Origin of the sequence: Luteimonas huabeiensis HB2 (genome assembly GCF_000559025.1) — a bacterium.
GTDB lineage: Bacteria > Pseudomonadota > Gammaproteobacteria > Xanthomonadales > Xanthomonadaceae > Luteimonas > Luteimonas huabeiensis.
The window spans coordinates 76,367-90,173 of record NZ_JAAN01000032.1 but is presented as its reverse complement, the minus strand read 5'-3'; the positions used below and the strand labels follow the sequence as shown (position 1 = coordinate 90,173).

At 67.3% G+C, this 13,807-nt stretch carries 16 protein-coding genes; all 16 read left to right on the top strand.

Going from position 1 to position 13,807, the window contains the following annotated elements; translation table 11 throughout:
• The first annotated feature begins 92 nt into the window (after nt 1-92).
• The 16 genes from rpoC to rplN all read left to right on the top strand — a co-directional run bounded on the left by rpoC (nt 93) and on the right by rplN (nt 13,800).
• Nucleotides 93-4,337, top strand: a complete 4,245-nt coding sequence (rpoC, locus tag Z164_RS0113585; protein WP_024891236.1) for a DNA-directed RNA polymerase subunit beta' — start codon at nt 93-95, stop codon at nt 4,335-4,337.
• A 323-nt stretch (nt 4,338-4,660) separates the two neighbouring features.
• Entirely contained in the window at nt 4,661-5,035 is a 375-nt protein-coding gene (gene rpsL, locus Z164_RS0113580; RefSeq protein ID WP_024891235.1) for a 30S ribosomal protein S12, read from the top strand.
• An 11-nt stretch (nt 5,036-5,046) separates the two neighbouring features.
• Nucleotides 5,047-5,514: a 30S ribosomal protein S7 gene (gene rpsG / locus Z164_RS0113575; RefSeq protein ID WP_024891234.1), complete on the top strand. Its 468-nt coding sequence runs from the start codon at nt 5,047-5,049 to the stop codon at nt 5,512-5,514.
• Nucleotides 5,515-5,685: 171 nt separating this feature from the next.
• The gene (gene fusA / locus Z164_RS0113570) at nt 5,686-7,782 is read left to right on the top strand and encodes an elongation factor G (RefSeq protein WP_024891233.1); all 2,097 of its coding nucleotides are present in this window, start codon (nt 5,686-5,688) and stop codon (nt 7,780-7,782) included.
• Between the two features lie 580 nt (nt 7,783-8,362).
• On the top strand, nt 8,363-8,674 hold the full coding sequence (gene rpsJ, locus Z164_RS0113565; RefSeq protein ID WP_024891232.1) for a 30S ribosomal protein S10: 312 nt from the start codon (nt 8,363-8,365) through the stop codon (nt 8,672-8,674).
• A 10-nt stretch (nt 8,675-8,684) separates the two neighbouring features.
• Nucleotides 8,685-9,338, top strand: a complete 654-nt coding sequence (rplC, locus tag Z164_RS0113560; protein WP_043690136.1) for a 50S ribosomal protein L3 — start codon at nt 8,685-8,687, stop codon at nt 9,336-9,338.
• 12 nt (nt 9,339-9,350) lie between these two features.
• Nucleotides 9,351-9,956 (top strand): 50S ribosomal protein L4, encoded by a 606-nt coding sequence (gene rplD / locus Z164_RS0113555; RefSeq protein ID WP_024891230.1) that lies wholly within the window; start codon nt 9,351-9,353, stop codon nt 9,954-9,956.
• Nucleotides 9,953-10,252 carry a 50S ribosomal protein L23 gene (gene rplW, locus Z164_RS0113550; RefSeq protein ID WP_024891229.1) on the top strand — a complete coding sequence of 100 codons (300 nt, stop codon included), beginning with the start codon at nt 9,953-9,955 and terminating at the stop codon, nt 10,250-10,252. The genes rplD and rplW overlap by 4 nt, the downstream gene beginning before the upstream one ends.
• A 44-nt stretch (nt 10,253-10,296) precedes the next feature.
• On the top strand, nt 10,297-11,124 hold the full coding sequence (gene rplB / locus Z164_RS0113545; RefSeq protein ID WP_024891228.1) for a 50S ribosomal protein L2: 828 nt from the start codon (nt 10,297-10,299) through the stop codon (nt 11,122-11,124).
• Nucleotides 11,125-11,130: 6 nt separating this feature from the next.
• Nucleotides 11,131-11,400, top strand: a complete 270-nt coding sequence (gene rpsS / locus Z164_RS0113540) for a 30S ribosomal protein S19 (protein WP_024891227.1) — start codon at nt 11,131-11,133, stop codon at nt 11,398-11,400.
• A 10-nt stretch (nt 11,401-11,410) separates the two neighbouring features.
• Nucleotides 11,411-11,758 (top strand): 50S ribosomal protein L22, encoded by a 348-nt coding sequence (rplV, locus tag Z164_RS0113535; RefSeq protein ID WP_043690133.1) that lies wholly within the window; start codon nt 11,411-11,413, stop codon nt 11,756-11,758.
• A 1-nt stretch (nt 11,759) separates the two neighbouring features.
• Nucleotides 11,760-12,500, top strand: coding sequence for a 30S ribosomal protein S3 (gene rpsC, locus Z164_RS0113530; RefSeq protein WP_024891225.1), 741 nt, complete (start codon nt 11,760-11,762; stop codon nt 12,498-12,500).
• A 3-nt stretch (nt 12,501-12,503) separates the two neighbouring features.
• Entirely contained in the window at nt 12,504-12,917 is a 414-nt protein-coding gene (rplP, locus tag Z164_RS0113525) for a 50S ribosomal protein L16 (RefSeq protein WP_024891224.1), read from the top strand.
• Nucleotides 12,917-13,120, top strand: coding sequence for a 50S ribosomal protein L29 (gene rpmC, locus Z164_RS0113520; protein WP_024891223.1), 204 nt, complete (start codon nt 12,917-12,919; stop codon nt 13,118-13,120). The genes rplP and rpmC overlap by 1 nt, the downstream gene beginning before the upstream one ends.
• Nucleotides 13,121-13,152: 32 nt before the next feature.
• Nucleotides 13,153-13,416, top strand: a complete 264-nt coding sequence (gene rpsQ / locus Z164_RS0113515; RefSeq protein WP_024891222.1) for a 30S ribosomal protein S17 — start codon at nt 13,153-13,155, stop codon at nt 13,414-13,416.
• A 15-nt stretch (nt 13,417-13,431) separates the two neighbouring features.
• A complete protein-coding gene (rplN, locus tag Z164_RS0113510; protein ID WP_024891221.1) occupies nt 13,432-13,800 on the top strand; it encodes a 50S ribosomal protein L14 in 369 nt (122 codons plus the stop codon).
• The last annotated feature ends 7 nt before the right edge of the window (nt 13,801-13,807 follow it).

The following is a 13,807-nucleotide window of genomic DNA, read 5'->3' as shown; positions in this document are numbered from 1 at the left end:
TTCCCTGGTCCCTGGTCTGCGACCCCTGACTCTTCTTCCCGCCCCTATCCCTGGCCTCTGGCCTCCGGCCCCTGGCCTCTCGGAGACAACACATGAAAGACCTGCTCAACCTCTTCAACCAGCAGCGCCAGACGCTCGACTTCGACGCGATCAAGATCGCGCTGGCGTCGCCGGACATGATCCGTTCGTGGTCGTTCGGCGAGGTCAAGAAGCCCGAGACCATCAACTACCGCACCTTCAAGCCCGAGCGCGACGGCCTGTTCTGCGCCGCGATCTTCGGCCCGGTGAAGGACTACGAGTGCCTGTGCGGCAAGTACAAGCGCATGAAGCACCGCGGCGTGGTGTGCGAGAAGTGCGGCACCGAAGTGACGCTGGCCAAGGTGCGCCGCGAGCGCATGGGCCACATCGACCTGGCTTCGCCGGTCGCCCACATCTGGTTCCTGAAGTCGCTGCCCAGCCGCATCGGCCTGATGCTGGACATGACCCTGCGCGACATCGAGCGCATCCTGTACTTCGAGGCCTACGTGGTCACCGAGCCGGGCCTGACCCCGCTCGAGCGCGGCCAGCTGCTCAATGAGGAGCAGTTCATGCAGATGCGCCAGGAGCACGGCGACGACTTCGACGCCGCGATGGGCGCCGAGGCCGTCTACGACCTGCTGCGCACGATCGACCTGCAGGCCGAGATGGTCAAGCTCAAGGAAGAGATCGCCGGCACCGGCTCTGAGACCAAGCTCAAGCGCCTGACCAAGCGCATCAAGCTGGTCGAGGCGTTCGTCGAGTCGGGCAATCGCCCCGAGTGGATGATCATGACGGTGCTGCCGGTGCTGCCGCCGGACCTGCGCCCGCTGGTCCCGCTCGACGGCGGCCGCTTCGCGACCTCCGACCTCAACGACCTGTACCGCCGCGTCATCAACCGCAACAACCGCCTGCGCCGCCTGCTCGAGCTCAACGCGCCCGACATCATCGTGCGCAACGAGAAGCGCATGCTGCAGGAGTCGGTGGACGCGCTGATGGACAACGGCCGCCGCGGCCGCGCCATCACCGGCACCAACAAGCGCCCGCTCAAGTCGCTGGCCGACATGATCAAGGGCAAGCAGGGCCGGTTCCGCCAGAACCTGCTCGGCAAGCGCGTGGACTACTCGGGCCGCTCGGTCATCGTGGTCGGCCCGACCCTGCGCCTGCACGAGTGCGGCCTGCCGAAGAAGATGGCGCTGGAGCTGTTCAAGCCCTTCATCTTCTCCAAGCTGCAGCGCCGCGGCCTGGCCACCACCATCAAGGCCGCCAAGAAGCTGGTCGAGCGCGAAGAGGCGGAAGTCTGGGACATCCTGGAAGAGGTGATCCGCGAGCACCCGGTGCTGCTCAACCGCGCGCCGACCCTGCACCGCCTGGGCATCCAGGCGTTCGAGCCGGTGCTGATCGAGGGCAAGGCGATCCAGCTGCACCCGCTGGTCTGCACCGCGTTCAACGCCGACTTCGACGGCGACCAGATGGCCGTGCACGTGCCGCTGTCGCTCGAGGCGCAGCTGGAAGCGCGCGCGTTGATGATGTCGACCAACAACATCCTCTCGCCGGCCAACGGCGAGCCGATCATCGTGCCGTCGCAGGACGTGGTGCTCGGCCTGTACTACATGACCCGCGCGCTGGAGAACAAGGCGGGCGAGGGCATGGCGTTCGCCAACGTCGCCGAGGTCAAGCGCGCCTACGACAACCGCGTCGTGGACCTGCACGCCAAGGTCAAGGTCCGCATCGCCGAGACGGTGATCGACGAGGAAGGCAATCGCGAGAAGAAGGTCTCGATCGTGGACACCACGGTCGGGCGCGCGCTGCTGGCCGAGATCCTGCCGGAGGGCCTGCCCTTCGCGCTGGTCAACACCGAGCTCAGCAAGAAGAACATCAGCCGCCTGATCAACTCCTGCTACCGCCAGCTGGGCCTGAAGGACACGGTCGTGTTCGCCGACAAGCTGATGTACACCGGCTTCGGCTACGCGACCCGCGCCGGCGTGTCGATCGGCATCGACGACATGACCATCCCGGCGGAGAAGAAGGACATCCTGGCCGAGGCCGAGGCCGAGGTGCTGGAGATCCAGCAGCAGTACCAGTCGGGCCTGGTGACCGCCGGCGAGCGCTACAACAAGGTCGTCGACATCTGGTCGCGCACCAACGAGCGCGTGGCCAAGGCGATGATGGACGCGATCGGCACCGAAACCGTGACCGATGCCGAAGGCAAGCAGGTCGCGCAGAAGTCGATGAACTCGATCTACATCATGGCCGACTCCGGCGCGCGCGGTTCGCAGGCGCAGATCCGCCAGCTGGCCGGCATGCGCGGCCTGATGGCCAAGCCGGACGGCTCGATCATTGAGACGCCGATCACCGCGAACTTCCGCGAGGGCCTGAACGTCCTGCAGTACTTCATCTCGACCCACGGCGCGCGCAAGGGCCTGGCCGACACCGCGCTCAAGACCGCCAACTCCGGCTACCTGACCCGCCGCCTGGTGGACGTGGCGCAGGACGTGGTGATCACCGAGACCGACTGCGGCACCGTCGCGGGCCTGACCATGACCCCGATCGTGGAAGGCGGCGACGTGGTCGAGCCGCTGCGCGACCGCGTGCTCGGCCGCATCGTGGCCGAGGACGTGTTCCTGCCCGGCGACGACGAGGATCCGGTCGTCACCCGCAACACGCTGCTCGACGAAGCCTGGGTGCAGAAGCTCGAGGACGCCGGCGTGCAGGCGATCAAGGTGCGCTCCACGATCACCTGCGAAAGCTCGTTCGGCGTCTGCGCCATGTGCTACGGCCGCGATCTGGGCCGCGGCCACCTGGTCAACCACGGCGAGGCGGTCGGCGTCGTCGCCGCGCAGTCGATCGGCGAGCCCGGCACGCAGCTGACGATGCGGACCTTCCACATCGGCGGCGCGGCCTCGCGTGCGGCGGCGATCGACAACGTGACGGTCAAGACCACCGGCTCGATCAAGTTCAACAACCTCAAGCACGTCCAGCACGCCAGCGGCAGCCTGGTCGCGGTGTCGCGCTCGGGCGAGCTGTCGGTGCTCGACGCGCACGGCCGCGAGCGCGAGCGCTACAAGCTGCCCTACGGCGCCACGATCGCGGTGCAGGACGGCGCCGAGATCAAGGCCGGCCAGACGGTGGCCAACTGGGATCCGCACAACCACCCGATCGTCTCGGAAGTGGCCGGTTTCGTGCGCTTCGTCGACTTCGTCGACGGCGTGACCGTGATCGAGAAGACCGACGAGCTGACCGGCCTGGCCTCGCGCGAGATCACCGATCCCAAGCGGCGCGGCTCGCAGGGCAAGGATCTGCGTCCGATCGTGCGCATCGTCGACAAGAACGGCGACGACCTCAACATCCCGGGCACCGACCTGCCGGCGCAGTACCTGCTGCCGCCGCGTTCGGTGGTGAACCTGCAGGACGGCGACGCGGTGGGCGTGGGCGACGTGGTCGCCAAGATCCCGCAGGAAGCGTCCAAGACCCGCGACATCACCGGCGGCCTGCCGCGCGTGGCCGACCTGTTCGAGGCGCGCAAGCCGAAGGACCCGGCGATCCTGGCCGAGAAGTCGGGCGTGGTCAGCTTCGGCAAGGACACCAAGGGCAAGCAGCGCCTGATCATCAAGGGCGCCGACGGCGAGGAGCACGAGGAGCTGATCCCGAAGTACCGCCAGATCATCGTGTTCGAGGGCGAGCACGTGGAGAAGGGCGAGACGGTGGTGGACGGCGAGCCGAGCCCGCAGGACATCCTGCGCCTGAAGGGCGTCGAGGAGCTGGCCGCGTACCTGGTCAAGGAGATCCAGGACGTCTATCGCCTGCAGGGCGTGAAGATCAACGACAAGCACATCGAGGTGATCATTCGCCAGATGCTGCGCAAGGTCGAGATCACCGACGCCGGCGACAGCCGCTACCTGGCGGGCGAGCAGGTCGAGAAGCAGCGGGTCATCGAGGACAACGCCAAGCTGCTGGCGCGCAACGAGCTGCCGGCCAAGTACGAGCCGGTGCTGCTGGGCATCACCAAGGCGTCGCTGGCGACCGAGTCGTTCATCTCCGCGGCCTCCTTCCAGGAGACCACCCGCGTGCTGACCGAGGCCGCCGTGCGCGGTACCCGCGACAGCCTGCGCGGCCTGAAGGAGAACGTGATCGTCGGCCGGCTGATCCCGGCCGGCACCGGCCTGGCCTACCACACCCAGCGCCGTCGCGACGCCTCCGGGCTGACCGAGTCGGAGATGGAGACCCTCTCCGGCGGCAGCGCCGCCGCGGACGCGGCCCCGGCGGCCGAGGCCGATGCCGAGACCGCCCAGGCGGCGCCGGAGGCCGGCGCCGCGGAGTGACCGTGCGCCGGACGGGCGCGGCGGTCGCCGCGTTCCGCCCGGCACGGGCGATCTTCGGGTAGAATCCGCACCACGCGACGGCCTGCGGGCCGTCCCAGATCACGAAAGGAGGCGCCACGGATGCGCCTCGTGTTCGGCCCAGGGACGGGCGGGATCGCAGGAATTCCCGGGCGGGGGCCTCGGCCCTCGCCCGGGTGGATAGTCCTCGCGTTGACCCTCCGGGTCGGCGAGGGCTATACTTTTCTGTCTGGGTGGGCCGCATGTCGGCCTGCCTTCGTTTTCACGCACGGGCGTCAGGCCCCAACCAAAGAAACCAGACCACGATGGCAACGATCAACCAGCTGGTGCGGAAACCGCGCAGCCCGGAAACCTACAAGAGCACCTCGCCCGCGCTGGCCAACTGCCCGCAGCGCCGCGGGGTGTGCACGCGCGTCTACACCACGACGCCGAAGAAGCCGAACTCGGCGCTGCGCAAGGTCGCCAAGGTGCGCCTGACCAACGGTTACGAGGTCATCTCGTACATCGGCGGCGAGGGCCACAACCTGCAGGAGCACAGCGTGGTGCTGATCCGCGGCGGCCGCGTCAAGGACCTGCCGGGCGTGCGCTACCACACCGTGCGCGGTTCGCTCGACGCCGCCGGCGTCGCCAAGCGCAAGCAGGCGCGTTCCAAGTACGGCGCCAAGCGTCCGAAGGGCTGAGGAGAGAAGACATGTCGCGTAAGGGAAACACTCCGCAGCGTTCGGTGCTGCCCGATCCGAAGCACGGCAGCGAGACGATCGCGCGCTTCATCAACATGGTCATGAAGAGCGGCAAGAAGTCCGTCGCCGAGAAGATCGTGTACGGCGCGATGGACGTCATCGGCGAGAAGAACAGCGATGCCCTCGAGCTGGTCGAGAAGGCGCTGGGCAACGTGGCCCCCGCGGTCGAGGTGAAGTCCCGCCGCGTCGGCGGCGCCACCTACCAGGTGCCGGTCGAAGTGCGCGCCTCGCGCCGTACCGCGCTGGCGATGCGCTGGGTGATCGAGTCGGCGCGCAAGCGCGGCGAAAACACCATGCCGCGCAAGCTGGCCGCCGAGCTGATCGACGCCGCCGAGAACCGCGGCGGCGCGATCAAGAAGCGCGAGGAGACCCATCGCATGGCGGAAGCGAACAAGGCGTTCGCCCACTACCGCTGGTGATCCCCCGGGCGCCCTGCGGGGCGCCCATTCCCACGGCCCGCGCCGCCCCAGGCGGCGCGCGTGGCCGAAGCGGCCGATCCGGCCGCCGCAGCGATCCCGGAAGCCGCCGCAAGGCGGCATCCGGCCATTTCAGCCCGGCATATCGGCCGGGCCCAGAGACGAGAGACGACCGTGGCTCGCACCACTCCCATCGAACGCTATCGCAACTTCGGCATCATGGCCCACATCGATGCCGGCAAGACCACCACGTCCGAGCGCATCCTGTTCTACACCGGCAAGAGCCACAAGATCGGTGAGGTGCACGACGGCGCCGCCACCATGGACTGGATGGAGCAGGAGCAGGAGCGCGGCATCACGATCCAGTCCGCCGCGACCACCGCCTTCTGGAAGGGCATGGACAAGTCGCTGCCCGAGCACCGCTTCAACATCATCGATACCCCCGGGCACGTGGACTTCACCATCGAGGTGGAGCGGTCCTTGCGCGTGCTCGACGGCGCGGTGTTCGTGCTGTGCGCGGTCGGCGGCGTGCAGCCGCAGTCGGAGACCGTGTGGCGGCAGGCCAACAAGTACCACGTGCCGCGCATCGCGTTCGTCAACAAGATGGACCGCACCGGCGCCAACTTCCTCAAGGTCCGCGACCAGCTGAAGGCGCGGCTCGGCGCCTTCCCGGTGCCGATGCAGGTGCCGATCGGCGCCGAGGACGGCTTCGAGGGCGTGGTCGATCTGCTGAAGATGAAGGCGATCCACTGGGATTCCGCCTCTCAGGGCCTGACCTTCGAGTACCGCGACATTCCCGCCGACCTGCTGGAGCAGGCCAACGAGGCGCGCGCCTTCATGGTCGAGTCCGCGGCCGAGGCCAGCGAGGAGCTGATGGACAAGTACCTCGAAGGCGGCGAGCTGACCGAGGAGGAGATCGTCCGGGGCCTGCGCGAGCGCACGCTCAAGACCGAGATCGTGCCGATGTTCTGCGGCAGCGCGTTCAAGAACAAGGGCGTGCAGGCGATGCTCGATGGCGTGGTCAACCTGCTGCCGTCGCCGGTCGACGTGCCGGCGGTCAAGGGCGTGGACGTCGACGACGAGACCAAGGAGCTGACCCGCGAGTCCAGCGACAAGGCGCCGTTCTCCGCGCTGGCGTTCAAGATCATGACCGACCCGTTCGTCGGCTCGCTGACCTTCTTCCGCGTCTACTCCGGCACCCTCAGCGCCGGCGACCAGGTGCTGAACTCGGTCAAGGGCAAGAAGGAGCGCATCGGCCGTCTGCTGCAGATGCATTCCAACAACCGCGATGAGATCAAGGAAGTGCTCGCCGGCGACATCGCCGCGGCGGTCGGCCTGAAGGACGTCACCACCGGCGACACGCTGTGCGCCCAGGACGCGCCGATCGTGCTCGAGCGCATGAGCTTCCCGGAGCCGGTGATCTCGATGGCGGTGGAGCCCAAGACCAAGTCCGACCAGGAGAAGATGGGCCTGGCCCTGGGCCGCCTGGCGCAGGAGGACCCGTCCTTCCGCGTGCGTACGGACGAGGAGTCCGGCCAGACGATCATCTCCGGCATGGGCGAGCTGCACCTGGACATCATCGTCGACCGCATGAAGCGCGAGTTCAACGTCGAGGCGAACGTCGGCAAGCCGCAGGTCGCCTACCGCGAGACCATCCGCAAGGCGGTCAAGTCCGAGGGCAAGTTCGTGCGCCAGTCGGGCGGCAAGGGCCAGTTCGGTCACGTGTGGCTGGAGATCTCGCCGCAGGAGCCGGGCGCCGGCTACGTGTTCGAGAACGCCATCGTCGGCGGCGTGGTGCCGAAGGAGTACATCCCCGCGGTCGACAAGGGCATCCAGGAGGCGATGGCCAACGGCATCATGGCCGGCTATCCGATCGTGGACATCAAGGTGCGCCTGGTCGACGGTTCTTACCACGAGGTCGACTCGTCCGAAATGGCGTTCAAGATCGCCGGCTCGATGGGCTTCAAGGAGGGCTTCAACAAGGCCAGCCCGGTGCTGCTCGAGCCGATCATGAAGGTCGAGATCGTCACCCCCGAGGACTACCTGGGCGACGTGATGGGCGACGTGAGCCGCCGGCGCGGCGTGCTGCAGGGCCAGGACGACAGCCCGTCGGGCAAGGTCATCAACGCCATGGTGCCGCTGGGCGAGATGTTCGGCTACGCGACCACGCTGCGTTCGATGACGCAGGGCCGTGCGACCTTCACGATGGAGTTCGACCATTACGCCGAGGCCCCGGCCAACATCGCCGAGTCGGTCATCAAGAAGAACTAAGGCAGGGGCAGGAGTCAGGGGCCGGAGATCGGGGTGAATCGGAGCGTTTCCCGCTTCTCCCCGGCCTCACCTCTGGCCCCTGGCCTCCGAATCCCGATACATCACATCCGAGGCAGCAGAAAATGGCAAAAGGTAAGTTCGAGCGCACCAAGTGGTGAGCAAGATCCTCAAGTAATGCCCGTGGGGCGGGAGCGCGTCTCCCGCCCGTGGCTGGCGTCCCGGGCCTTGCGCCCGGGCATGCCGAGCCGCTAGAATGTTCGACCACTTCGGGATTCGGCCTTTCCGGCCGGGTCCCGGAACCGCGAAATGAGGCGCAGGAAGTGCTTCGTTTTCGCCAGACAGGGACATGTCGCGAGGCTGCGCTCCGCCCGTTCCGGAGATTTCCGGGGCACGATGGGATGGGGCATGTCGTCGCGTCTGCGTTTCTCGTCTGGGCGGGCCGGGTGACCGGCCTGCCTTGTTCGTTCAGGGATGCTGTCGGGCCGTGGGTGAGGTCGGGTCCGGCAAGTCGTCAGATTCCAGGGGTTGCGCGCACCCAGCCGCGGGCCCGTCGCTCTTTTCAACGTTAAGGAACTCCGTCATGGCGGACCAAAAGATCCGGATCCGGCTCAAAGCGTTCGATCATCGCCTGATCGACCGTTCGGCCAGCGAGATCGTCGAGACGGCCAAGCGGACCGGCGCGCAGGTGCGCGGCCCGATCCCGCTGCCGACCAAGATCGAGCGCTACACCATCCTGACGTCGCCGCACGTCGACAAGGATGCGCGCGACCAGTACGAGACCCGCACGCACAAGCGCGTGCTCGACATCGTCGACCCCAACGACAAGACCGTGGACGCGCTGATGAAGCTCGAGCTCGCGGCCGGCGTCGACGTCCAGATCAAGCTGACCTGAGGCCACTGACATGACTGCGAAGAAGTATTCGCTGGGAATCGTCGGTCGCAAGGCGGGCATGAGCCGGGTGTTCACCGAGGACGGTCGTTCCGTGCCGGTGACCCTGATCGAGGCCACGCCCAACCGCATCACCCAGATCAAGACCCCGGACACCGACGGCTACAGCGCCGTGCAGGTGACCGTGGGCCACAAGCGCGCGTCGCTGATCAACAAGCCCGAAGCCGGCCACCTGGCCAAGGCCAAGGTGGAAGCCGGTCGCGGCCTGTGGGAGCTGCGCGTGGCCGACGACAAGATCGCCGACTTCGCCGTCGGCGGCGAGATCAAGGCCGACATCTTCGAGGTCGGCCAGAAGGTCGACGTCCAGGGCGTCACCAAGGGCAAGGGCTTCCAGGGCACGATCAAGCGCTGGAACTTCAGCATGGGCGACGCCACCCACGGTAACTCGCTGTCGCATCGCGCGCCGGGTTCGCTGGGCCAGCGGCAGACCCCGGGTCGCGTGTTCCCGGGCAAGAAGATGTCCGGTCACATGGGCGCGGAAGTGCAGAGCACCCAGAACCTCGAGGTGATCCGGGTCGACGCCGAGCGCGGCCTGATCGCGGTCAAGGGCGCGGTGCCGGGCGCGCCGGGCGGCGACGTGATCGTGCGTCCTGCGAGCAAGGCATAAGGAGTCACGACGATGGAACTTGCCATCAACAATAGCAACGAGAAGCTGTCGGTCTCCGACGCCGTGTTCGGCCGCGAATTCAGCGAGGACCTGGTGCACCAGGTGGTGGTCGCCTACCGCAACGCGGGGCGCGCCGGCACCAAGGCGCAGAAGACCCGCTCCGAGGTCGCCGGCACCACCAAGAAGTCGAAGCGCCAGAAGGGCGGCGGCGCCCGCCACGGCGCGCTGACCGCGCCGATCTTCGTCGGCGGCGGCGTGACCTTCGCGGCCAAGCCGCGCAGCTTCGAGCAGAAGGTCAACCGCAAGATGTACCGCGCGGCGATGTCGGCGATCCTGTCCGAGCTCAACCGCCAGGGCCGGCTGAAGGTGGTCGATGCGTTCGACGTCGAGGCCACCAAGACCAGCGCGCTGGTCGCCAAGCTCAAGGACTGCGACCTGGGCCGGCGCCCGCTGATCGTGACCGAGGAAGCGTCCGAGCACCTGTATCTCTCGGCCCGCAACCTGCCCTACGTGCAAGTGCGCGACGTGCAGGGCCTGGATCCGGTGTCGCTGGTCGGCGCCGACAGCGTGCTGATCACGACCGATGCGGTCAAGAAGATCGAGGAGTGGCTGGCATGAACGAGGCCAAGCTGTACGAAGTGATCCGCGCGCCGCGCGTGTCCGAGAAGACCGCCCGTCTGCAGGAAGTGTCCAACCAGTACGCCTTCGAGGTGTCGGTGGACGCCACCAAGGCCGACATCAAGGCCGCGGTCGAGAAGCTCTTCGACGTCAAGGTCGAAGCGGTCAACGTGGTCAACGTGAAGGGCAAGAACAAGTCCTTCCGCTTCCGCACCGGCCGCCGCGGCGACTGGCGCAAGGCGTACGTGAAGCTGGCCGAGGGCCAGTCGATCGACGTGATGACGGCCAAGGTCTGACGAAGTCCGACGCGTCGGCACTTCATTAAACAGGATCCAGTCCCATGCCATTGATGAAATTCAAGCCCACCTCCGCCGGCCGCCGCTCCGCGGTCCGCGTGGTGTCGCCCGAGCTGCACAAGGGCGCCCCGCACGCCGCGCTGGTCGAGAAGAAGGGCAAGACCGGCGGCCGCAACCACCACGGCCGCATCACCACCCGCCACATCGGCGGCGGGCACAAGCAGCACTACCGCATCATCGACTTCAAGCGCAACAAGGAAGGCATTCCGGCGCGCGTGGAGCGGATCGAGTACGACCCGAACCGCACCGCGCACATCGCGCTGCTGTGCTACGTGGACGGCGAGCGCCGCTACATCATCGCGCCGAAGGGCCTGAAGACGGGCGACCAGGTGATCGCCGGCACCGACGCGCCGATCAAGGTCGGCAACACGCTGCCGCTGCGCAACATCCCGGTCGGCTCGACCGTGCACTGCATCGAGATGAAGCCGGGCAAGGGCGCGCAGATCGCCCGCGCCGCCGGCGCCTCGGTCCAGCTGGTCGCGCGCGAGCAGGGCTACGCCACGCTGCGCCTGCGTTCGGGCGAGATGCGCAAGGTGCCGGCCGAGTGCCGCGCCACCATCGGCGAGGTCGGCAACGACGAGCACAACCTGGAGAAGCTGGGCAAGGCCGGCGCCAAGCGTTGGCGCGGCATCAAGCCGACCGTCCGCGGCGCGGCGATGAACCCGGTCGACCACCCGCACGGCGGCGGCGAGGCCCGCGCCGGCCAGGGCAACCCGCACCCGGTCACCCCGTGGGGCGTCCCGACCAAGGGTTACAAGACCCGCAAGAACAAGCGCACGCAGCAGTTCATCGTGCGCGATCGCAGGAGCTAATCGGCCATGGCACGTTCCCTGAAGAAAGGCCCGTTCGTCGACCACCATCTGATCAAGAAGGTCGAGGCCGCGGGCAGCAACACCAAGAAGCCGATCAAGACCTGGTCGCGCCGTTCGATGATCCTGCCGGAGATGGTGGGCTTCACCATCGCCGTGCACAACGGCAAGAACCACATTCCCGTGCTGGTCAACGAGAACATGGTCGGCCACAAGCTCGGCGAGTTCGCCCTGACCCGGACCTTCAAGGGTCACGGCGGCGACAAGAAGTCGCGTTAAGGAGATGACCATGACTACTCAGAATGGCGCCAAGGCGGTCCTGCGCACCGCCCGCATCTCCCCGCAGAAGGCTCGCCTGGTCGCCGACCAGGTGCGCGGCCTGCCCGCCGAGCGCGCGGTCAACCTGCTGAAGTTCTCCGACAAGAAGGCCGCCCACCTGATCAAGAAGGTGGTGGAGTCGGCGATCGCCAACGCCGAGAACAACCAGGGCGCCGACGTGGACGAGCTGAAGGTCAAGGCCATCATGGTCGACGAGGGCCCGACGCTGAAGCGCTTCATGGCGCGCGCGAAGGGCCGCGGCACCCGCATCCTGAAGCGGACCAGCCACATCACCGTCGTCGTGGGAGAGGGCAAGTAACATGGGTCACAAAGTTCATCCCACCGGCATCCGCCTGGGCATCGCCAAGGACTGGAACTCGAAGTGGTACGCCGGCAAGAAGGAATACGCCGAGTACCTGGCCGCCGACCTGAAGGTCCGCGAGATGCTGCGCAAGAAGCTGGCGCAGGCGGGCATCAGCAAGATCCTGATCGAGCGCCCGGCCAAGACCGCGCGCGTGACGATCCACACCGCCCGCCCGGGCGTGGTGATCGGCAAGCGCGGCGAGGACATCGAGAAGCTGCGCCGCGAGGTCAGCCAGATGATGGGCGTGCCGGCGCACATCAACGTCACCGAGGTCCGCAAGCCCGAGCTGGACGCGCAGCTGGTCGCCGAGTCGATCGCGCAGCAGCTCGAGCGCCGCATCATGTTCCGTCGCGCGATGAAGCGCGCGGTCGGCAATGCGATGCGCCTGGGCGCGCTGGGCATCAAGGTCAACGTGGCCGGCCGCCTCAACGGCGCCGAGATCGCGCGTTCGGAGTGGTACCGCGAGGGTCGCGTGCCGCTGCACACGCTGCGCGCCGACGTCGACTACGGCTTCGCCGAGGCCAAGACGACCTACGGAATCATCGGCATCAAGACCTGGATCTACAAGGGCGAGATCTTCGATTTCAGCCAGGTGGGCCAGGAGAAGCAGGACGATTCGCCGCGCGGCGATCGCGGCGAGCGCAACGAGCGCCCGCGCGGCCCGCGCCGGGATCGTGATCGCGAGGCGAGGGACTAAGTCATGCTGCAACCCAAGCGAACCAAATACCGCAAGATGCACAAGGGCCGCAACGACGGCCTGTCCTGGAACGGCAACGCGGTCAGCTTCGGCGAATTCGGCCTGCGCGCGACCGCGACCGGCCAGCTCACCGCGCGCCAGATCGAGGCCGGCCGCCGCACCATCAGCCGCCACGTCAAGCGCGGCGGCAAGATGTGGATCCGCGTGTTCCCCGACAAGCCGATCACCAAGAAGCCGATCGAGGTCCGAATGGGCTCGGGCAAGGGCAACGTGGAGTACTGGGTGGCCCAGATCCAGCCCGGCCGCATGATCTACGAGATCGAGGGCATCGACGAGGCGACCGCCCGCGAGGCGTTCCGCCTGGCCGCCGCCAAGCTCTCGGTCACCACCCAATTCGTGACCCGGACGGTGCGCTGATGGCTACGATCAAGGAACTCCGCGAGAAGTCGGCCGACGACCTGAAGGCCCACCTCCTCGAGCTGCACAAGGAGCAGTTCTCCCTGCGCATGCAGAAGGCGACCGGCCAGCTGGCCAAGACCCACGAGGCCCGTCGGGTGCGCCGCGAGATCGCTCGCGTGCGCACCCTGATCGGCCAGATCGACTCTGGCGCGAAGAAGTGAGGACGGCCGAGATGAGCGAGGACACCACTGCTATGAAGCAGGCCGAGAAGAAGCTGCGCACGGTCGAAGGCCGCGTGGTCAGCAACAAGATGGACAAGACCGTGACGGTCCTGGTCGAGCGCCAGGTCAAGCATGCGCTGTACGGCAAGTACATCCGCCGTTCGACCAAGCTGCACGCCCACGACGCCGACAACGCGTGCAACGAGGGCGACACCGTCCGCGTGGTCGAGATCGCGCCGATGTCCAAGACCAAGAACTGGCGCGTGGTCGAAATCGTCACGCGTGCAGCGGAATAACGAGGAGCGCTGACCATGATCCAGATGCAGAGCCACCTCGACGTGGCCGACAACTCCGGCGCCAAGGAAGTGATGTGCATCAAGGTGCTCGGCGGTTCCAAGCGCCGCTACGCCGCGATCGGCGACATCATCAAGGTGTCGGTCAAGGATGCCATCCCGCGCGGCAAGGTGAAGAAGGGCGAGGTGTACAACGCCGTCGTCGTGCGCACCCGCAAGGGCGTGCGTCGCCCGGACGGGTCGCTGATCCGCTTCGACGGCAACGCCGCCGTGCTGCTCAACAACAAGCACGAGCCGATCGGCACGCGCATCTTCGGGCCCGTGACCCGCGAACTGCGGTCCGAGAAGTTCATGAAGATCGTCTCGCTCGCGCCTGAAGTGCTGTGAGCGCAAG

Coding starts and splice junctions, on each gene's coding strand:
- rpoC (WP_024891236.1), top strand. CDS start 93: ATGAAAGACCTGCTCAACCTCTTCAACCAGCAGCGCCAGACGCTCGAC.
- rpsC (WP_024891225.1), top strand. CDS start 11,760: ATGGGTCACAAAGTTCATCCCACCGGCATCCGCCTGGGCATCGCCAAG.
- rpsQ (WP_024891222.1), top strand. CDS start 13,153: ATGAAGCAGGCCGAGAAGAAGCTGCGCACGGTCGAAGGCCGCGTGGTC.
- rplN (WP_024891221.1), top strand. CDS start 13,432: ATGATCCAGATGCAGAGCCACCTCGACGTGGCCGACAACTCCGGCGCC.
- rpsJ (WP_024891232.1), top strand. CDS start 8,363: ATGGCGGACCAAAAGATCCGGATCCGGCTCAAAGCGTTCGATCATCGC.
- rpsS (WP_024891227.1), top strand. CDS start 11,131: ATGGCACGTTCCCTGAAGAAAGGCCCGTTCGTCGACCACCATCTGATC.
- rplP (WP_024891224.1), top strand. CDS start 12,504: ATGCTGCAACCCAAGCGAACCAAATACCGCAAGATGCACAAGGGCCGC.
- rplD (WP_024891230.1), top strand. CDS start 9,351: ATGGAACTTGCCATCAACAATAGCAACGAGAAGCTGTCGGTCTCCGAC.
- rplV (WP_043690133.1), top strand. CDS start 11,411: ATGACTACTCAGAATGGCGCCAAGGCGGTCCTGCGCACCGCCCGCATC.
- rpmC (WP_024891223.1), top strand. CDS start 12,917: ATGGCTACGATCAAGGAACTCCGCGAGAAGTCGGCCGACGACCTGAAG.
- rplB (WP_024891228.1), top strand. CDS start 10,297: ATGCCATTGATGAAATTCAAGCCCACCTCCGCCGGCCGCCGCTCCGCG.
- rplC (WP_043690136.1), top strand. CDS start 8,685: ATGACTGCGAAGAAGTATTCGCTGGGAATCGTCGGTCGCAAGGCGGGC.
- rpsL (WP_024891235.1), top strand. CDS start 4,661: ATGGCAACGATCAACCAGCTGGTGCGGAAACCGCGCAGCCCGGAAACC.
- rplW (WP_024891229.1), top strand. CDS start 9,953: ATGAACGAGGCCAAGCTGTACGAAGTGATCCGCGCGCCGCGCGTGTCC.
- rpsG (WP_024891234.1), top strand. CDS start 5,047: ATGTCGCGTAAGGGAAACACTCCGCAGCGTTCGGTGCTGCCCGATCCG.